This window comes from Thalassotalea loyana, from assembly GCF_030161435.1.
In the GTDB taxonomy this organism is placed as follows: domain Bacteria; phylum Pseudomonadota; class Gammaproteobacteria; order Enterobacterales; family Alteromonadaceae; genus Thalassotalea_G; species Thalassotalea_G loyana.
The window spans coordinates 127,480-147,278 of record NZ_BSSV01000005.1; the positions used below are offsets into that span (position 1 = coordinate 127,480).

Annotated in this window: 18 protein-coding genes; 12 read left to right on the top strand and 6 right to left on the bottom strand. The window is 40.5% G+C overall.

Translation table 11 applies throughout. The features are described from left to right. Positions 1–3: 3 nt before the first annotated feature. Together QQK05_RS11870 and QQK05_RS11875 are read left to right on the top strand one after the other, a co-directional pair. Positions 4–774 carry a PEP-CTERM sorting domain-containing protein gene (locus QQK05_RS11870; RefSeq protein ID WP_284298851.1) on the top strand — a complete coding sequence of 257 codons (771 nt, stop codon included), beginning with the start codon at positions 4–6 and terminating at the stop codon, positions 772–774. Between the two features lie 280 nt (positions 775–1,054). Next, positions 1,055–2,659, top strand: coding sequence for a GMC family oxidoreductase (locus QQK05_RS11875; RefSeq protein ID WP_284298853.1), 1,605 nt, complete (start codon positions 1,055–1,057; stop codon positions 2,657–2,659). A 38-nt stretch (positions 2,660–2,697) separates the two neighbouring features. Here the strand turns inward: QQK05_RS11875 and QQK05_RS11880 are convergent, their stop codons facing one another. Then, complete coding sequence (locus QQK05_RS11880) at positions 2,698–3,621, bottom strand: sensor domain-containing diguanylate cyclase (protein WP_284298855.1); 924 nt, start codon at positions 3,619–3,621, stop codon at positions 2,698–2,700. A 299-nt stretch (positions 3,622–3,920) separates the two neighbouring features. Here QQK05_RS11880 and QQK05_RS11885 point away from each other — a divergent pair, with 299 nt between their 5' ends. The 3 genes from QQK05_RS11885 to QQK05_RS11895 all read left to right on the top strand — a co-directional run bounded on the left by QQK05_RS11885 (position 3,921) and on the right by QQK05_RS11895 (position 8,124). Next, positions 3,921–4,967 carry an AraC family transcriptional regulator gene (locus QQK05_RS11885; RefSeq protein ID WP_284298857.1) on the top strand — a complete coding sequence of 349 codons (1,047 nt, stop codon included), beginning with the start codon at positions 3,921–3,923 and terminating at the stop codon, positions 4,965–4,967. A gap of 160 nt (positions 4,968–5,127) precedes the next feature. Beyond that, the gene (locus QQK05_RS11890; RefSeq protein WP_284298859.1) at positions 5,128–6,543 is read left to right on the top strand and encodes a coniferyl aldehyde dehydrogenase; all 1,416 of its coding nucleotides are present in this window, start codon (positions 5,128–5,130) and stop codon (positions 6,541–6,543) included. Between the two features lie 18 nt (positions 6,544–6,561). After that, positions 6,562–8,124: an AMP-binding protein gene (locus QQK05_RS11895; RefSeq protein WP_284298861.1), complete on the top strand. Its 1,563-nt coding sequence runs from the start codon at positions 6,562–6,564 to the stop codon at positions 8,122–8,124. Between the two features lie 68 nt (positions 8,125–8,192). Here the strand turns inward: QQK05_RS11895 and QQK05_RS11900 are convergent, their stop codons facing one another. The 3 genes from QQK05_RS11900 to QQK05_RS11910 all read right to left on the bottom strand — a co-directional run bounded on the left by QQK05_RS11900 (position 8,193) and on the right by QQK05_RS11910 (position 10,242). Then, on the bottom strand, positions 8,193–8,948 hold the full coding sequence (locus tag QQK05_RS11900) for a hypothetical protein (RefSeq protein ID WP_284298863.1): 756 nt from the start codon (positions 8,946–8,948) through the stop codon (positions 8,193–8,195). A 128-nt stretch (positions 8,949–9,076) separates the two neighbouring features. Further along, complete coding sequence (locus tag QQK05_RS11905; RefSeq protein WP_284298865.1) at positions 9,077–9,385, bottom strand: hypothetical protein; 309 nt, start codon at positions 9,383–9,385, stop codon at positions 9,077–9,079. Next, complete coding sequence (locus QQK05_RS11910) at positions 9,385–10,242, bottom strand: EamA family transporter (protein WP_284298867.1); 858 nt, start codon at positions 10,240–10,242, stop codon at positions 9,385–9,387. The genes QQK05_RS11905 and QQK05_RS11910 overlap by 1 nt, the downstream gene beginning before the upstream one ends. Before the next feature lie 212 nt (positions 10,243–10,454). On the opposite strand from QQK05_RS11910, the gene QQK05_RS11915 reads away from it, so the two are divergent. The 3 genes from QQK05_RS11915 (at position 10,455) to QQK05_RS11925 (ending at position 13,761) form a co-directional block, all read left to right on the top strand. Beyond that, the gene (locus QQK05_RS11915; RefSeq protein ID WP_284298869.1) at positions 10,455–11,222 is read left to right on the top strand and encodes a SapC family protein; all 768 of its coding nucleotides are present in this window, start codon (positions 10,455–10,457) and stop codon (positions 11,220–11,222) included. A gap of 174 nt (positions 11,223–11,396) precedes the next feature. Beyond that, positions 11,397–13,133, top strand: a complete 1,737-nt coding sequence (locus QQK05_RS11920) for a hypothetical protein (protein WP_284298871.1) — start codon at positions 11,397–11,399, stop codon at positions 13,131–13,133. 40 nt (positions 13,134–13,173) lie between these two features. Then, the gene (locus QQK05_RS11925) at positions 13,174–13,761 is read left to right on the top strand and encodes a YjaG family protein (protein ID WP_284298873.1); all 588 of its coding nucleotides are present in this window, start codon (positions 13,174–13,176) and stop codon (positions 13,759–13,761) included. 52 nt (positions 13,762–13,813) lie between these two features. Here the strand turns inward: QQK05_RS11925 and rsmD are convergent, their stop codons facing one another. Then, positions 13,814–14,395 carry a 16S rRNA (guanine(966)-N(2))-methyltransferase RsmD gene (gene rsmD / locus QQK05_RS11930; RefSeq protein WP_284298875.1) on the bottom strand — a complete coding sequence of 194 codons (582 nt, stop codon included), beginning with the start codon at positions 14,393–14,395 and terminating at the stop codon, positions 13,814–13,816. 125 nt (positions 14,396–14,520) lie between these two features. On the opposite strand from rsmD, the gene ftsY reads away from it, so the two are divergent. From ftsY to ftsX, 3 genes are all read left to right on the top strand, one after another. Next, positions 14,521–15,747, top strand: coding sequence for a signal recognition particle-docking protein FtsY (gene ftsY, locus QQK05_RS11935; RefSeq protein ID WP_284298876.1), 1,227 nt, complete (start codon positions 14,521–14,523; stop codon positions 15,745–15,747). A gap of 81 nt (positions 15,748–15,828) precedes the next feature. Beyond that, on the top strand, positions 15,829–16,524 hold the full coding sequence (ftsE, locus tag QQK05_RS11940) for a cell division ATP-binding protein FtsE (protein ID WP_284298878.1): 696 nt from the start codon (positions 15,829–15,831) through the stop codon (positions 16,522–16,524). Next, the gene (ftsX, locus tag QQK05_RS11945) at positions 16,517–17,488 is read left to right on the top strand and encodes a permease-like cell division protein FtsX (RefSeq protein WP_284298880.1); all 972 of its coding nucleotides are present in this window, start codon (positions 16,517–16,519) and stop codon (positions 17,486–17,488) included. The genes ftsE and ftsX overlap by 8 nt, the downstream gene beginning before the upstream one ends. Here the strand turns inward: ftsX and QQK05_RS11950 are convergent. After that, a complete protein-coding gene (locus tag QQK05_RS11950) occupies positions 17,466–18,692 on the bottom strand; it encodes an EAL and HDOD domain-containing protein (protein WP_284298882.1) in 1,227 nt (408 codons plus the stop codon). The two genes, ftsX and QQK05_RS11950, sit on opposite strands and share 23 nt — an antisense overlap. A gap of 243 nt (positions 18,693–18,935) precedes the next feature. Between QQK05_RS11950 and rpoH the strand changes: the two genes are divergently transcribed. Then, positions 18,936–19,799, top strand: a complete 864-nt coding sequence (rpoH, locus tag QQK05_RS11955) for an RNA polymerase sigma factor RpoH (RefSeq protein ID WP_284298884.1) — start codon at positions 18,936–18,938, stop codon at positions 19,797–19,799.

Here is a 19,799-nt window from a genome sequence, read left to right on the forward strand (position 1 = left end):
GATATGAAACTAGCAAGAATGCTTAGTGGCACGGTTGCCGCTTGCCTTTTATTTCACCCCTATGTTAATGCTGACATTATTTTTGTTGAAGACTTTGAAGATAGCGATATTACCTATCTGAGCGATTCAACTGACGCGTTGTCTGATGTGAGTAACAAAGACTATTTTGGCCGTTTATCGACTGGTCAGTTACCACCGACGGTTTATTATCAAAACTATCAAGGAACCGGATTCTATGGTGTCCAAGACACCGATAGTGCTCAACCGCTTGCCGTTGATGACGTAGTGTTAACTTGGCAGAACATCGATATTAGTCAGTGGCAAAATTTATCATTGTCTTGGTTTATCGCAGAAGCTGATGCCGGTGATGGCAACGAAGACTTGGACGCGAATACTGAGTTCTTAATCGACACGCAAATAAACAAGTCTGGCTATAACCCGTTATTTTCTGTCCGCTCGGCTGGCGGTACAAATAACCAAGCCCGTGTTGATACCAATTTCGATGGTATTGGGGACGGAGCAACCATTTCTAATGCGTTTACCCAATATACACGCGAACTGCTGCTAGGTAGTGTTTTAGATATTCAAGTAACGTTTGCTAATTTTGATGCCGGCGATGAAGACTTTGCTTTTGATCAACTGATGTTAACGGGTGAAAGAAAAGCCATTAATACAGTACCTGAACCAGCAAGTCTGGTCATGATGCTGATTGCGCTGCTACTCTTGTTTTGTAAAGATATAATCATTCGACAGCGCTTTTTTCGACTGAATTGATTGTAATGAGAGCGTTGCTCGCGAAATCACAAGATAATATGTTTTTACATCATATTATCTTGTGATAATTACCAACTACGCATTGTCTTATTGTTTTTTCACAAGCTTAAATCTGTCATCGGAAAATAATCCGCCAACTTATAATCTTCACATGCCAAATAGGAATTTTTAAAGCAAATAGGTTAAAAATTAAGGTATAAAGAGTGAAGTAAAACAATTTTCTGCCGCATTAAATAATAAAAATAAACGATAAAAGGCAGTAGCAGGTTGAGGAAATAAAATGTCAAATACCTATGACTTTATTATTGTTGGGGGCGGTTCTGCAGGTTGCGTACTTGCTGGTCGATTATCTGAGAATCCAGATGTTAGCGTTTGTCTTCTTGAAGCCGGTGGACCAGATAAAAGCCCGCTCATTCACGCACCGTTGGGCGTGGCGGCAATGCTACCAACAAAAATCAATAATTGGGCGTTTGAAACTGTTCCGCAGCCGGGGCTGAATGGCCGTAAAGGGTACCAACCAAGAGGCAAAACCTTAGGTGGCAGTTCTTCAACAAATGCCATGCTCTATGTTCGAGGTGCTCAATTTGATTACAACCAGTGGGAAGAGCTAGGTAATCCGGGTTGGAGTTACGATGACGTATTACCGTACTTCAAAAAAGCGGAGTGTAACGAGCGTATCAGTGATTATTATCACGGAAATGATGGCCCTTTGCAGGTCACGGATGCAACTGACGCAAGTGATGTAAACGAATTATTCCTACAAGCATGTGAAGCGCAAGGATTACCTCGCAATGATGACTATAACGGAGCAACGCAAGATGGGTGTTTCATGTACCAACGCACCGTCAAAGGTGGAGAGCGTTGGAGTGCCGCAAAAGCCTATTTAACACCGCATTTGAATCGCCCTAACCTAACGGTTATCACCCATGCTTTGACTGAGAAAGTGCTTACTGAAGGAAACGTAGCGACTGGCGTTCGCTTCAACGTAAAGGGCAAAGTACAAGAGATTTACGCGCATAAAGAGGTCTTATTAAGTGCTGGTGCTTTTGGTTCACCTCAGATCATGATGCTGTCTGGAATCGGACCGCGGGCTCATCTAGAAGAGCATAATATTCCCGTCATCAAAGACTTACCCGGAGTAGGGCAAAATCTGCAGGATCACATTGATTATATTCAAACCTACAAAGTAAGTTCATCTGAAGATACCTTTGGATTCAGCCTTTCTTGTGGTCTCAAAATGACGAAAGAGATCTTTAAATGGAAAAAAACGCGAACGGGTAAAGTGACCAGCACCATTGCCGAATCAGGCGCCTTCTATAAAACCAAACCCGATGTACCAAGTGCGGATGTTCAGCTAATTTTAGTCGCGGGGATTGTAGATGATCATGCAAGAAGTATTAACTTAGGACATGGTATTAGCTGCCATATCACACTGCTTCGCCCTGAGTCGAAGGGAGAAGTTAAGTTACGTTCTGCTAATCCAGCAGAATCTTTGGATATCGATCCTAAGTTTTTTAATAAATCAGAAGATATGGACGTACTGATTGAAGGTGCTCAAAGGATGCAGAAAATTCTGGAATCTGAGCCATTAGCATCAATTAACAAAGCGATGCTTTACCCCGTCGCTCAAGGTGATCGAGTGGCAATGGAGCAAGACATTCGTAACCGAGCTGATACCCAATACCACCCTGTTGGTACATGTAAAATGGGGACATCAGACGATAAGCTTTCGGTTGTTGATGCTAGTCTTAAGGTCTACGGTGTTGAAAAACTGCGCGTTGTTGACGCGTCGATTATGCCAACACTTGTTAGCGGTAATACCAATGCGCCAACCATTATGATTGGTGAAAAAGCCGCAGATATGATCAAACGGGATTATCAGTAATCGCGAAGTTATCGCTTACATAGATTAAAAAGCTGTTTTTAAGCAACTATCGTTTGGTTACGGCCTTGAGATTTTGCTCTGTATAGGCTGGTGTCAGCTAGATGCATCATTTCATCAAATGTTTTGAATTCTGAGCTGCAGCCTGTCACACCTATTGAGGTCGTAACTTTTAATTGCTGAGACTCAAACAGTATTGTTAATTTTACTATTGTTGTTCTGATTCGTTCAGATATTAACTGTGCTTCATTGCTGTTAGTAGCAGGCAGAAGTAAAGCGAATTCTTCTCCCCCTATTCGTGCAAATGTATCGTATTCTCTAAGTAGTGGCACTATCGCATTTGAAAAAGCTTTCAAAACCATGTCGCCTGCAGCGTGTCCATAATTATCATTGATATCTTTAAAGTGATCTAAATCAAGAATCAATACCGAAAGCGCTTGATTTAAGCGCCGACTACGGTTGAATTCAGCATGACCTTTTTTATAAAAGTATCGTCGATTGTAAACCTCAGTTAGGTGATCTCTGTCAACAATCTTTGTGAGCTTATCTGACATTGTCTGTAATGCGGTTTCGTTGGCCTTTTTCTCTGTGATATCGGTAAAATGAACGTACAAATAATCTTGGTCAACGACTTGCTCTGTCACCAAGTACCATTTCCCGCCTTGTGTATCAGTTTCGAAAGATCTGAAGTCACTGCTTCGTCGCTTTGCCTGTGCATAGGACATCCAGTTATCAAATGAGGAAGATTCTATATTCAAGCCAGTATTGCCGTTAAAACATCGCAAACATAATTGACGGAAAGACTCGCCCAGTGCTTTAGATGCAGAAACACCAAATAATTCGCCCATAGCGTCATTACAAAAGATTAATTTATCATTTTTGTCGAAGATCCCAACGCCGTCCTTTGTTAACAACAAAGACTTAGCGAGTAATTGGAGCGTATGGTTGGAAGCAGATTCTATCATTATTATCCCTCACTGTTTCGTTTGGATATTTATTCTTTGTGATAGCTAAGCGTGCCGCGTGTAGTTGCTTACCGGTTAACTGTGCGAAGCAGTTCTTCCATGCAAACTAGAGACATTGTTCGGCAAACTTATTTTTTGATTATATGACAAAACCTTACAAGCGCTACTTTTTTATTAGTGATAATAATTTCGGTTGAGATATCGTCTGTAAAATTGGTCGCGATACGAGCCAAATGATTGTCATCTCACGTAAAACGCGCTAATTTGTAAACATCTTTTTTAATAATTTTAACACGGTTATGAGCAGTTATTTTTCGGTATTGAGTGGTTGGATGATACCTGTAACAAGAGCACTTGATGCTTGGGAAATTGAGCTCAATGACGTACTCAAAGAATGTGATGTAAAGCCAGATGACTTCAAAGATCAAGAATCTAGATTATCGGCTGAAAAAACCGCATTGCTTATTGATTATTGTAATCGTCGCAAAGGCCGCAAAGACTTTTCTATTGCAATTGCGAAAGCATTTCATCCGGGGATGTTTCATGCGTTAGGCTACGCAATGATGTCATCAGATACACTAAAAGATGCGTTTTCTCGAATAGCGAGATATAAACGAGTTGTGTCAAATACTTGCACGTTGAACGTTGAAACTATTGGCAGTCATGTACACTTTGTTATGGACGTAAAGTGCTATGAAGATTCAATGCGTCCGGTATTGACAAGAGACTGTATATTGAGTTTTTTAGGCACAATAACCCAATTCACAAGAGAATCATTGAAAACCGATTATAGTCCAATAAAGGTACATTTAAATTGGCCAAAGCCACATTATGATACAAGTTTTTTAAACGAGTACTTTAACTGTGAGATTATTTTCGATAGCGATGAAATTAGCCTAGTTTTTGATGAAGAAACCCTTAATAAACATCTTGCTGGTGGTAACCCTTTATTGACCCAAAGTCATGAGAAACTATTGGATGATTATTTGTCGCGTTTGGATAAGAGTGATGTTGAGCAGTTAGTAAAAAATTGCATTCATGAAATGTTACCACTGGGAACGCCATCCCAAACAGAAATAGCGTCTCAACTGGGCATGAGCTTGCGAAACTTGCAACGAAGGCTTCAAGAGCGGAAGACAAACTTTCGAGATATCCTCGAAAATACCCGGAAAAAGCTCGCGCTAGAGTACATTCTTCAAAGCCACCTCTCCTACAGTGAAATAGGCTACCTTGTTGGTTTTTCTAACATTGGCAACTTTAATCGTGCATTTAAACGTTGGACAGGAGTCACGCCTGGGGCCTATCGAAAGCAGCAGCAAAGTTTTGTGATGGAAAGTACCAAATGAAACGTACTTGTCGGTTGTTAGATGATTAGTGTTTGGCGCAGTTAACCAATTATTTTGCACTGCAATTGATGAATAATCGTAGAGATAATGAAATTATGAGCTCAGAGGCTGATTGGGTATATCTCAATGTGTTTGCATAGAGCCGATAGAGGGGAAATTGATGGAAAACAACCAAGACTTACAAAGGTTAGATCATATATTGGATCAACAAAAGGTCGCCTTTAATGCTAAGCCTTACTTGTCTTATCAGGAGCGTATTTCTGATCTAGATACGTTAAAAGCACTTGTACTGGATAATCAAACTGCGTTGATTGAAGCGATGAAAGAAGACTTTGGTCACCGCTCAGTAGATGATTCTAGAATTGGTGATATTTTGACGACGGTTGCAGGTATTCATTACGCTAAAAAACAATTAAAAAAGTGGATGAAGCCACAAAGACGTCACGTTGGTATTTTGTTTCAGCCAGCTAGTGCGCGTGTAGAATATCAGCCCCTTGGTGTTATTGGCATCATGGTGCCATGGAACTACCCTATTTTTCTTGCTTTAGGTCCGCTGACTACGGCACTGGCCGCAGGCAATCGTGCAATGGTTAAAATGTCTGAATTTACGCCTAAAACTACCCAAGTATTGGCGCAATTAGTCGGTAAATATTTTAGCGAAGATAAAGTGGCTATCATCGATGGTGATGCAAGTGTTGCAGCCAAATTTTCTTCCATGAACTTTGATCATTTGTTTTTCACCGGGTCCACAAATGTAGGCAAATTAGTCATGAGAGCTGCCGCAGACAATTTAGTGCCTGTGACATTAGAGTTAGGTGGAAAGTCTCCAGCTATTTTTGGCCCTGATATCTCAATAAAAACAGCTGTTTCGAGGTTAATGCTTGGAAAAACGCTTAATTCAGGCCAAACCTGTGTTGCACCCGATTATATTTTCGTACCTCGAGGTAAAAGCAAAGAGGTGGTGAATGAGTTGCAACGCCTGTTTAACAAAATGTTCCCAAACGTCGATAACAATGATGATTATACGAGTATTGTTAACGACGGTCAGTTTAATCGCTTACAGGGGCTAGTTGATGACGCGAAGCAAAAAGGTGCCGTGATCACTGAATTAGGGAAAAACTCCAATTGCAATAAAACGCGTCAAATGCCATTAACGGCTCTTGAAAATGTAAATGATGACATGACGGTGATGCAACAGGAGATCTTTGGGCCACTATTACCAATAATTGAGTACGATGAAGTTGATGACGCAATAGCATACATTCAACGCAATGAGCGACCCCTAGCACTTTATATTTATAGTTTTGATAAGTCTGTACAACGTCATATTTTAGCAAACACGCATTCAGGTGGTGTGTGTATTAATGAGGCAGCATTTCATGTGGCCGTTGAGGATCTGCCATTTGGCGGCGTTGGTCATTCAGGTATGGGGAATTATCATGGTGTTGAGGGTTTCAAAACCTTTTCTCATGCTAAAGCTATTTTGTCGCGTGGAAAAATTAGCTTAACAAGCTTGTTATTTCCTCCATACGGAACGTCACTACATAAAATGGTTTATAAACTCTTTATCAAATAAGCAGACAGGATAATAATCATGACAACTACATCTGCATTGGAATTACAACATCACAGTTTAGCGGATTTTATTGAAGCGACTTTGGCTAAGTTCGCAGAAAAACCGGCGTTTTCTTGTTTAGGTCAAACGCTCTCTTTTGCCGAAATAGAACAAAAATCACGTGCATTAGCATGTTTTTTACAGGAACATCCGGCGATTAATGCAGGGGATCGAATTGCTATTCAACTACCGAATTTGATTCAATATCCTATTGCGGCATATGGTGCATTGCGTGCTGGATTAGTACTTGTGAACACTAACCCTTTATACACGCCTCGTGAAATGCAGCACCAGTTTAAGGATTCTGGTGCCAAGGTTTTGGTGATTTTAGAAGATTTACTGCCTAAGTTTGACGCCATCAAGTCGGAGACAGAGGTCGAGCTCGTTATTACAACAAAAGCCCCTGATCTATTGATGCCCGACGCCAAAGATGCACCTCAGGGATGTACCAGTCTTAATGCCATTTTAACCGACTACCACAGTCAAACATTACTTAAACGACCTACAGTGTCTGGTGATGATAATTGTGTCCTGCAATATACCGGTGGAACAACGGGAGTATCAAAGGGGGCGTGTTTAAGTCATCATAATGTCATTGCTAATGCTGTACAGGTATTTGAGCGCTTAGATGACAAATGTATAGAAGGTGAGGAAACATTTGTTTGTCCATTACCGCTCTATCATATCTACGCGTTTACCGTGAACATGGTGATGTTTTTCTCGCGAGGAAGTTTAAATGTATTGATTCCAAATCCTCGGGACTTAGATGCATTTGTTAACCAAATAAAGCCGTTTCAATTCACCGGATTTTCAGGCATTAATACGTTGTTTGTTGGTTTATGCCACCACCCAGCGTTCAAAACGTTAGATTTCTCAAAATTAAAGTTAACAATTTCTGGTGGTACCGCGTTAACTTCATCTGCTGTCGACATATGGAAACAAGTAACGTCTTGCTCGATAACAGAAGGCTATGGATTATCTGAGACGTCACCTGTACTTTGTTTTAACACGCCAGATCATGAAGTACTTGGTAGTGTTGGTAAGCCGCTCGTTGGGACAGAAATTGAGTTATGGAATGACAAAGATGAAGTCGCGGAAGAAGGTCAAATCGTTGCCCGTGGCCCTCAAGTAATGAGTGGTTATTGGAATATGCCTGATGAGACAGCCAAAGTTATGAAAGACGGCTTTTTCAAGACAGGTGATGTCGGTATTCGTTTGGATTCAGGCGAAATTAAGATTGTTGATCGCTTAAAAGACATGATTATTGTGTCTGGTTTTAATGTTTACCCAAATGAAGTAGAGGATGTGTTAACTAAGCATAATTCTATTTTGGAGGCCGCGGTAATTGGTGAACCTGATGATAAAACTGGAGAAAAAGTTGCAGCCTATATCACTATTGAAGCGAGTGTCACCGCGGAAGAGGTAATTGAACATTGTCGGGCGCATTTAACCGCATATAAGGTGCCAAAAAAGGTTGTGGTGTTAGACGAGCTGCCCAAATCGACGGTAGGTAAAATTTTACGTAGAGAATTACGCAAGTAAATTTATGGTGCTAAACACCTTCAGAATCGATGTAAATAAAGCGGCCATTAAGTCGCTTTTTTTGTTCATCAATAGTTAAGTAACGGTGCATGTTCTTGGGTAATAAGCGGCCAAAGTTTTTTGTGATACACGAAGATGATGGCAAATAAAACAGAGACACAAAGTAGTAAAATTATCGAAACCAACATAAACAAGTGATTGACGTCTTTGTTAGCTAAATTGACCTGTTTGCTAATTTTATGCGCATTGTGCCTTTGGTAGCTATCTAGGAACGTATTAAAGGCAATTATTGAATCTTGATATGGGGTCGAAAAGAGTGTGGCTGGGGGTATTTGATTGGTGCGTTGGTTGTTCTTTTGATTACTTATCGCCTGTTGTTCAATAGAGAGTAGTGCGTTAGAAAGGTCAAAAATTTCGCTCAATAATGCTAATTCTTTCGCTGTGAAATTCTGCTTTTTAATTAAGTCATAGTCTGAGAGGTATGAACCCACATAGTCTCTCACTGTATTATCAAGAGAACCGGGTAAGTACGGCCTTAAAGATTCAAGCGTTCGTGCTTTTCTTCCTTGGATTATATCAAGTGTATGAACGTATACCTCAAGTGCATATTCATCGCTGGTAATAACATACCGCCTCGCATGGGCAGTTAATTTTCTCCGGCTAGCTTTTAACTGATTAACTAACGAGTTTACTGTCTGTTTTTTGTAATTAAGCGCTTCTAATGTGCTGACATGTGATGAGTACTGCTCAAAAGCAAAGATTAATGTCGTTAACACGATGGCACAACTCATGACCGCTAGCCACAGAAGTGTCGAAAGTTTCATACTGCTACCTCATCGACTCGCTAAACGCACTTATTTGTTTGTACTGAAAAATCTAGTTTATCGGATAGCGTGGTGCATGTCGGCAGTCAAACCGCGAAGAATTGTTGCTACTTTGTTTCAGACAAGTGCTAATTGGTGCGATAGCGTTCAAACTGAGGGTGGAACTCTAAATAATCACACCAAGTGCTAAAGTTTTTGTAGTTAAACCTCATGTCAGTCGCTTTGTACCACAAAGATGGTTTCAACGCGCCAAGCACAAAACGTTTTTTGTATCCATCTATGGCGACAAAGCAAGCTAGCGGTTGCGGTGTATTATTGATGATACGGATGCGGGCAAAGCCTTCTAGGCTTTTACCATGCTCAACACGAATATCAGGCATTGGCCACGCTGGCAGACAAAATATCAGCAAGAATACGAGTGTAACGAGTTTGGACATTAACCTCTGGCCTGTTGTTTATGTGCCCATATTAAGCTTATCACGATTATACCGGTACCGCATAAAAGCTTAATCATATCGATGCTTTCATCAAACACGGTGAACGCGAGAATAATTGCTAATGGAACATAGCCATTGTTCATGATGGCCAATGTTGACGAGGATACCTGTTTAGCTCCCAAGTTCCATAAAAAGAAGCCTAAACCTGAGGCTACTGCTCCTAAATATAAGATAAAATATAATTGTCGTTGTGTGATCTCAATATCAGTTACGCTCCCCTCTACACTTGCTAGCATTACTAGACCAGAAAATAGTGCCGCACCCAAATACATGTTCGCCATATTACTCGCATGGTCGGCTATCTGGGTTTGATGGCTCGTGTAATGTTTGTAATAGATCTGGCCAAAGGCAAAGGCTAAGTTCGCGACTTGTAAAATCAAAAAGCCAACAAACCAATGGTCTGCATTATTTTCGCGATAGACTAATATCGCAGCACCAATGATGGATAAAATAATCGGAAAGAACCAGGTTGCATGGAATCGTTTTTTCAATACAGCGTCAAAAATCATGACATAAAGTGGAGTGAAAATTGTTAGTACGGCGACAAGATAGCCGGGCAAATACTGATAAGAGAGTATATAAGCGATATACATCAAGCCAAATTGAACACTACCTAAGACCATTAATTTGATCGAAGGAGTTATTCTTTTGAAAAATAATGCAACAGGTAAAAAGACTAAAAAGCTGATAAACAGACGCAAATGTGCCACTAAAGTTGGCGGAAGGTTGGTAAGTTCACCTTTGATAATACCGAAAGAAAACGCCCATAACAGTGAAACAAAAACTAAAGCGAACAAAATTTATCCTGTTAATTTAAATATATGTGAAATTTACGCGGACTATGCTTGACTTGCTAGCCTTTTTTTGAAGAATGAAGGCAAGCAATGCAGTCGCGGAATAAAAAAATGCAGTCTTGCTATTGAAACCGCATTACCTCGTCTCCATAACTAAATTAACAAAATTATTATAAGCCTCACGTTCAGGCAAACATTCAAAGAAGAGAAGAATTATGGCTAACTTTGCCCCAGTTAAAAAAGAATCACATCAAAACTTAAAAGTAACTACACAACGTGGCTTACCAGATATTTCTAACCAACACATTATTGCTACGCATGCACGTGAGTTTCCTCAGTTAGCGACTAGCTTTCCTATCTTCCTAATCAAAGATGGTGAGCGTTACCGCCCTGTATTAATGACAGGTCTTGAAGCTGGCGAAAACTTATTCTACAAAGATGGTGTATTAGACTCATTATTTATGCCACAAGCACTAGCTTTAGCGCCATTTAGCCTTGGTTTAGATCCAGAAAAAGAAAGAACGCTTACAACATGTGTTGATCTAGATAGCGAATATGTAGGTGACGACAAAGATTTACCATTATTTGATGAAAATGGTGAAGAAACGACGTTATTCAAGAACATTCAAGAAGCACTTGGCGATCTATACAACAGCGAAGTATTAACAGAGAAGTTCGTTAAAGAATTGGTTGATAACGAATTACTTGCAGAGTTACAACTTAACATTGATTTTGCCTCTGGCGAGAAGAAAAAATTAGTTGGCTTATTCGGTATTGATGAGCAAAAACTACAAGCACTTTCGGATGAAAAAATCATCGACTTCACAAAGCGTGGTATTTTCGTACCAATGCACGCAATGTTACTTTCTTTAGGTCAAATTAACCGCCTTGCGAAATTACGCAATGAGTCTGACGGCCAGAAAGTTGTTGGTTTACGCATTGCTCCAGCAGATCAAGAAGAGCAACAAGCAGCTAACGCATAATCATATGATTCGTTGAATATTGATGTACAGAAAGCCCAGCAATCGCTGGGCTTTTTTATTACGGGTTTGTAAATTTCTTTTCAGCAAAAAGGAAAATTGATTAAAAATTAACACACCGTAAATCATATGCTAGGGTAGTAGAGCATACTTGGTAGTGAGCTGTTAGAGGACGATATGGCTGATAATAAAAAACTAATGCAAGCCGTTGAAGAAGAGTTACAGAACCTGACTGGTGAGATTTATCTCAAAATGGAAGAGCGTTTTAACCAGTTACTTGCACAGGCTCAGTCTGAGACTGTTGTACAGCCAACAGATGTTAAAACTCTGCCAGAATATTTAAAAATCGAGAAAAGCCTCACAAATGCCTACCAACAAATAGAAAAACTCAATGAAAAAATAGAGTTAAAAGAACAACAAGTAAACGCGCTCAATAGCGATAATATTGAGCTGAAGTCACAGCTTACAGATCAAGCTCAATCTTCAGAGCAACTGGATGAGCAAAGCCAATCGTTTCAAGATCAAATTAGTAATCTCAATCAACAAACCTCTGAACTGACTGACCAACTTCAACAAAGCCAACAAGCCTACGAGCAAATAAATAAAGAGTTTGAAGATTTTCAAAAATCAGCATCTGAAGATCTGTCGCAAAGAGAGCAAGCTGAAGTTAGTTTACAGGCCGAACTTGCCAATCTGAATGAACAGCTAAAACTGTCGGAAAAACAGCATTTAAATGATCAGCAAGCAGTGCAAGCTCAATTAGAAAAGCAGGTCGCTAAGCTTCAACAAACCGAAGCTAATTTGCAGAATGAGTTAAGCCTAGCTGAACAAGCTTTGACCCAACAGCAAATCGAATTTAACCAACAGCTTGAATCAAATCAAACGAGCCAGCAGTCTGCAGACGATTGCATAGAAGAGCTACGCTCAATGCTCGATCAAAAACAATCTAGTCTTGATGACAATGAACAAACAATCCAGCAGTTGAAAAATGAGTTAGCAGAAGAAAAAGCTAACAGCGCTCAGTTAAGCCAAAGTTTGGCGACTTTTATGTCTCAGCAGGAAACATTAGAAGAACAGTTAGCCAGTTCGCAAGAGCAAGCTACGCTTGATGCCGATGAAAAATCTACGCTTATTGCTCAGCTCGAAAATCAAATTACCCTATTACAAAAAGATATTGCTGAGCAAAGTAAAGCGTTAGACGCTGAACAGGAAGATTGTCGTCAGCAGAAGCAAGATATTATTGGTTTGCAAAATAAGTGTGCGGAGTTAGAACAAAGCTTGCAGCAAACACATCAGCGAGCGCTGAGCAGTGAAAAGCAAATTGAAGAGCAGAATGAGCAAGCTACTGCTATGCAGGCAATGATTGATGAATATCAAGCGACAATAGAAGCGAATAACGAGCAACAAGAAAAATTACAGCAAACAATTGAAGAGTTAACTCAACATAGTGAACAAAAAGACCAAGAACGTAAGAAGGTTGAACAAGAGCTTGCACAACAAGCTAATGAGTTAAAAGCAAAGCAAAATGCGTTGTCTGAAAGCACTGAATATAGCGATAAACTTAAGCAACAGATTGCTCAGTTAACAAAAGACCTTGCTAACAGTGAAGAGGAAAACAAACAGTTAGACGAAAAGGCTCAGTTGCTCAAGCAAGATGAAGAAAAAGCCATTAAAGCTTATCAGCAGCTTGTTGAAGAAGTTAAAGAAAAACAACAGTTAGCTCAACAGCGTCGTGAAAAAGAAGAGGCTGATTATGAAAAAGCCCGCGAAACTATAAAATACTTGCGCGATGAAAATTTTGAGCTGTCAGAGAAATTATCAACATCAACGACTGAGCTTGAAGACAAGCTACAAGAATATCGCCTTCGGTTTGAATATGCACAAAAGCAGTTGGCCAAACAAACATCAAGCTAGGTATAATGACGCCTAAATTATCAAGTAAAGAGCAAAACTAGTGACGGTTAATTTATCCCGCTTGAGCCATTGGCAGCAAGTTACCTATGGCGCAGCATTGATGGAACGCATGCTACCTAATTTATATATGTTTCATGAAGTTACCGATTTTGGTGATCCTAAGCTTCTGCGCAATCAACTCAACCTGATTTGGCAATGGTTAGATAAAAAGCAGTCATGCAAAATTAATTACAATGCACAATTAGCTAAGCTAGAGCCGTTAATCCCTGATCCAGAAGCATTTGATAGTTTTGGTGTTTTCCCTGCGATAGATGTCACGATGGCCATGATTTCGTTACTTCAGGGGATGCAAGACAAAGAACTAGAAAACTTCGAAAATGTAGCGCAACTATCCCTCAACTCAGTGAATTTTTACTGTGAACTAGAACTTTCTGAACAAGAAGATATCAGCGAAGGACAGTTAGCGTCAGCAATCGATGAACACCCACTGATGCAATGGGAGCTTGCAACACAGCAACAGTTATTTGACTATATTGCTAGCGCGGCAGAAACGAAAGCAACGTGCCAAGAGGCGAAAGATTTGGTGTTAGAAGAAGGTATGTCAAACCTCGGCATTGAAATCAGTTAATGATATTTCAATGCCTCCTATTGAGGGCCCAAAGGTAAGGTGATACATAGCGTTAAGCTGACTTTTGGTAAAGTCGGTAAGCCACTTGACCTGCAACTTTCTCTTTTAGTAAACGCCAGTCATGGGGCAAATTATCGAGTGTTAGTTCTGATTCTACTTCGACGTAAACTAATCCTTCGGGTTGCAGCCAGCCGTTATTGACTAGGTTTATCGCCTGTTCAGCTAGACCTTTCCTAAAAGGTGGATCAATAAAAATAAGATCCATTGCTTCTGGCGTTTTTCCTAATAAAGTAAGTGCATCTCCCTGTTGCACTGATACATTCGTTGCAGACAATAACTTGGCGTTATTTTTCAATTGTGTCGCAGCCGTTTTTTCTAACTCGAACATGGTGACCTGAGCTGCTCCTCGAGATAACGCCTCAAATCCAAGCGAGCCTGCACCAGCAAAACAATCTAAGCATTTACTATCGCGAGTGTAGGGCATTAACCAATTAAAGACCGTTTCTTTCACGCGATCTGTTGTCGGTCTCAAGCCCTGTGCATCAAGCACGGGTAATTTTCTGCCACGATGAATACCAGCAATAATTCTGATTGAGCCAGATGACTGTTTTTTACTTGCGCGTTGTTTTGCCATATCGATAGTTGCGGTTTTGTCTAGTGCATTAAAAGTGGTAATATATCGGCAATTTTATCGCTGTTTGTTATGAAAAACTATTAACAAACTTCCCAAATTACTCAAAGTTATTGAAATAAAGCATTATGAGCAAGAAGAAAGGTTTATTTTCCTGGTTAGGATTAGGCAGTAAAGACGAAGCGGAAGCAGTTGAAAAACAGGAAAATGAGCAGGTAGAGGAAAGCCTAGAGACCTCTGCTGATTCACCTATGGAAAGTGCTGATCAAGTAGTTGCTACAATAAGCGAACCAGAGCAAACTCCTGCAGAGCCAGAGCCAGAGCCAGAGCCAGAGCCAGAGCCAGAGCCAGAGCCAGAGCCAGAGCCAGAGCCAGAGCCAGAGCCAGAGCCAGAGCCAGAGCCAGAGCCAGAGCCAGAGCCAGAGCCAGAGCCAAAAATGGGATTTTTTGCTCGTTTGAAATCAGGTTTAACGAAAACCCGCCAAAGCCTTGGTGGTGGTCTATTTGACTTATTCCGAGGTAAAAAAATTGATGATGAGCTCTTTGAAGAGTTAGAAGAGCACTTGTTACTTGCCGATGTCGGTGTTGATACAACAACCCGTATTATTGATTCGTTAACTGAATCAGCAAGTCGAAAGCAACTTAAAGATGCCGAGGCGCTTTATGATCTTCTGAAGCAAGAATTGAAAAATACCATTGCGCCTGTTGATCAACCGCTTAATATCGAAACGACAGATGGTCCATTTGTCATATTAATGGTCGGTGTGAATGGTGTAGGTAAAACAACAACTATTGGCAAGCTAGCCAAGCAATATCAAGCCCAAGGTAAGTCTGTTATGTTAGCTGCGGGTGATACCTTTAGGGCTGCGGCTGTTGAGCAGTTACAAGTGTGGGGTGAGCGCAATGATATTCCTGTTATCGCTCAACATACTGGAGCAGATAGTGCCTCTGTTATCTTTGATGCTTTGAGTGCGGCTAAGGCACGCAATGTGGACGTGCTAATTGCTGACACAGCAGGCCGTTTACAGAATAAAGGTCACTTAATGGAAGAGCTGAAAAAAGTTGTGCGTGTTATGAAGAAGATTGACGAAAACGCACCTCATGAAGTCATGCTGGCATTAGATGCTGGTACTGGACAAAATGCATTGAGCCAAGCACAGCTGTTCAAGGAAGCTGTTGATTTATCAGGTATCACTTTATCGAAATTGGATGGTACTGCAAAAGGTGGTGTAATCTTCGCCATCGCGGATAAGTATCAAATTCCAATTCGTTACTTAGGTGTTGGTGAAGGTATCGATGATCTACGACCTTTTGTTGCGGAAGACTTTATTGATGCATTGTTTGAGCATGAATAATCTGCAATTGGCAATAAAATGCGGTTGTCATCGCTTAACAAAAGACACTAAGATAATAAAAAATATATAAAAAGTAGTCAGATGATTGAGTTTAATAATGTAAGTAAAACCTATCCCGGTGGATTTTTAGCGCTTAAACAAGTCAGCTTTAAAGTCGGCTCAGGTGAGATGGCGTTTTTAACAGGGCACTCGGGTGCAGGTAAAAGTACGTTATTAAAACTTATTTCTCTGATGGAAAAACCAAGCAGCGGTAGTATCAATATAAATGGTACTGAACTTGCCAATATTAAATATCAAGACATTCCCTACGTACGTCGCGGTATAGGAATGATTTTTCAAAATCATAACTTGCTTATGGATCGTACGGTGTTTGATAACGTCGCATTGCCATTGGTTATTGAAGGGTTTAGCGCTAAGGAAATAAAAAAGCGGGTAGAAACAGCGCTCGAAAAAGTACATTTGTCTGAAAAAATACGCTGCTATCCTTATATGTTATCTGGTGGTGAGCAACAACGTGTAGGTATTGCTCGTGCAATTGTAAACAAGCCTCCGATTATTCTAGCGGATGAGCCTACCGGTAACTTAGACCCTAAATTATCTCTTGAAATTATTAAGTTATTCGAAGATTTTAATGCGGTAGGCGTGTCTGTGTTAATTGCAACACATGATCTCGGGCTTATCGCGCGCATGAAGTATCGGACGTTGACGTTGAAACAGGGCAACATGATTAATGATGGTGTTGTTGAAGGCCTTTATTCAGGGGGCGAAAATGGCTAAATCGACTAATGCACTGTCACATCGACCATCATTTCTTCAAAAATTGATTTCCTTACCCGTCAGGCATTTACAGCAAGCTGTTGGGAGTTTGGGTGACCTATGGCGTACACCGTTTACAACGATTATGACGATTGTTGTGTTAGGGATTAGTTTGACTTTGCCGGCAACGTTACATGTTTTTGTGAAAAATGCTCAAGCCGTTTCACACCAATGGCATAGCGCATCGCAAATAACCTTGTACCTCAAGTTGTCGACCTCGGATAAGGCTGCGCAGGCATTAGTACAACGGGTTTCTTTATATCCAGAAGTAGACGATGTTGTTTATATCTCGCCAAAGCAAGCGTTAGCAGAGTTTAGCCAGTCGTCAGGTTTTGGTGGCGCACTGGGTTACTTGGATAAGAACCCATTACCTGCGACGTTGCTGGTAACGCCGACTCAACGACATAGTCAATCAATAGCCGCACAAGAGCTACTCGCTAAATTACAAAACGAAAGAGAAGTAGACATAGGTCAGCTTGATTTAGAGTGGCTTACCAGGCTTGAAGCCATTGCTAGCTTGATTGAAGATATTGTGATGTCAGTCGCCTTGCTGCTTTGTACTTCAGTTGTTTTGATCATTGGCAACACGATTCGTCTTCAAATATTAAATCAACGTCAGACGATTGCTGTGATGAAGTTGGTTGGTGCGACAGATAGCTTTATACAGCGCCCATTTTTGTATGCAGGCATGTGGTATGGAATTTTTGGTGGACTTTTAGCGACGATTTTAATCTGGTTACTGGTCGGGTATTTATCGACTGCAATTACTAAATTAACCGAAGTCTATCAGCAACATTTTGACTTCCAAGCACTATCAGGCAGTGAGGTAATGATGTTGTTAGTTTTCGCCGTAGCACTGGGTCTATTGGGTAGCTATATCTCGGTAAGACGTCATATCAAGGCTATTGAGCCATCTGCTGAGTAAGCATCATGTCGTCAGCCCATTCAAGCGCAAGCGAGTGGGCTTGGTAATATGCATCGTGTGATATGTTTAATGCAGCTGCAATCTTTTCAGCTTCTAACCACATCCCCTTCTCTGATTTTCTTGCAAGCATTAAGTAGCCAAACAGCACATTCTTTTCACCTTTCAACGCAGATTTGATTTCTGTATGGATTGGCAAAATGTCGAGTACCGTGGTCAGCTCGTAGTTTAAAATACCGTCAATCATCGACAGCATACCCGTTAAAAATGCTTTTGGAGGGTTTTCTTCATCGCGTCGTAAATTCGATATTTGCTCGCAAAACTTGGCACGCGTTAATGACATGCGCATAGTTTCACTGGGTTGACCATCGTTAAGATCTGATAACGCAAGTAAAGCGATAAACTTTTTAAGTTCTACTTCACCGATGTAAATTAAAGCATGTTTTAGTGAGGTAATTTCCTGACTTCTGCCATAAGTTGGGCTATTGATGAAACGCAAGAGTTTGTAGGTTAAGCCTGGATCGCAACTAAAAATATCACTAATTTTGTCAAAGTTAAGCTTTTCTAAATTGGCTTGTTCGATTAGCGCTAAAATGTTTTGTTTAGACGTTGAGATTTTCTTTTGCTTGATCATCTCCGGCTTTGCGAAAAAATAGCCTTGAAACTGGGTAAACCCAAGAAGTTTTAATTGCGCGAATTGTTCCGCAGTTTCAACTTTCTCGGCAAGCAAGGTAACATTATGATCTTCTAGTCGGCGAATATAACGGCTAATAGACAGCATGTTGGTGTTTAATACATCCACTTTAATGATATCCACAAGTGGGAAGAACACATCCCATTTGGGATCGAAGTCATGATCATCTAATGCAAATTTATATCCTTTCGCACGCAAGTCTCTGCAGGCTTCGAGTAATTCATCACTAATTGGAACGTCTTCTAAGATCTCAATCACAACTTTTTCAGGATCAAGAAAGCTTGGGAAGTTTCTAATTAACGTATCAGCATGGAAATTGATAAATGCAGGAAGGTCACCAGTAACTTTTTCAACACCCATATTTAGGTGATTGTTAGTTATGATGTTCGAGGTTGCTTGGTCAGGGCAAATATTTGGGAAATGATTGCTTTCACCGTCCCTGAACAATAATTCGTAGGCAACTAATTCTTGGTTGCTATCTAAAATAGGTTGTCGGGCTACATATGAATACAAAAGCTACCTCTAAATAACGGCTTTTATCTAATAAATATGACTTTATCTGAAGTTAGCTTACAACGAAAGAAGACAAAAAATCTAACAATTTAATCGATATTTGTTACAAGTAACCGCTTTCTTTTGATTTTACTTGAAATTATTTTTATTGCCCCAAGGTCTATTGCCATAAGTGAAAAATGGACGTGGCAAAAGGCTTATTCGCGTGATATCATCGCGAGGCTACTTTAAACGAGGATCAAAATGAGTAATACGATGCAATCAATGGCGTTAACGGTTCCACAAAGCGGAAGCATCGAAGCCTATGTACAATCTGCATACAGCATTCCTGTGCTTAGCGCTGAGCGTGAGCAAGAATTGGCAACTCGTTTACATCACGAAAATGATTTACAAGCGGCGCAAGAGTTAATTATGTCTCACTTGCGTTTTGTTATTCACATTGCCAAAGGCTATGCAGGATACGGTTTACCTCAAGCGGATCTTATCCAAGAAGGTAACGTTGGCTTAATGAAGGCAGTAAAGCGTTTTAACCCTGAAGTGGGTGTGCGTTTGGTTTCATTCGCAGTACATTGGATTAAAGCTGAAATCCATGAGTTCGTTTTGAAGAACTGGCGAATTGTTAAAGTTGCTACGACCAAAGCACAGCGCAAATTATTCTTCAACTTACGTAAGAATAAAAAACGTTTAGGTTGGTTTAGCCAAGACGAGATTGATACAGTAGCGGAAACACTTGGTGTTTCAGCCAAAGACGTGGTTGAAATGGAATCACGTATGAGCAATCAAGATCAAGCATTTGAACTAAGTTCAGACGAAGATGACTCGGCAAGTGCTTCAGGTAATTTTTCTCCTGCACAGTACTTAGAAGATAAAAGCTCAGATCTTGCGGTCATGGTTGAAGAACAAGACTATGAAGCACACGCTAACAAGCGTTTAGCTAATGCGCTTGTTGCGTTAGATGAGCGTAGCCAAGATATCGTCAAAACACGTTGGTTAGATGATGATAAAGCAACGTTACAAGAACTTGCTGCTAAATACAGCATCTCTGCAGAACGTGTGCGTCAGTTAGAGAAAAATGCGCTAACTAAACTTAAAAGTGCGTTAGTTTAG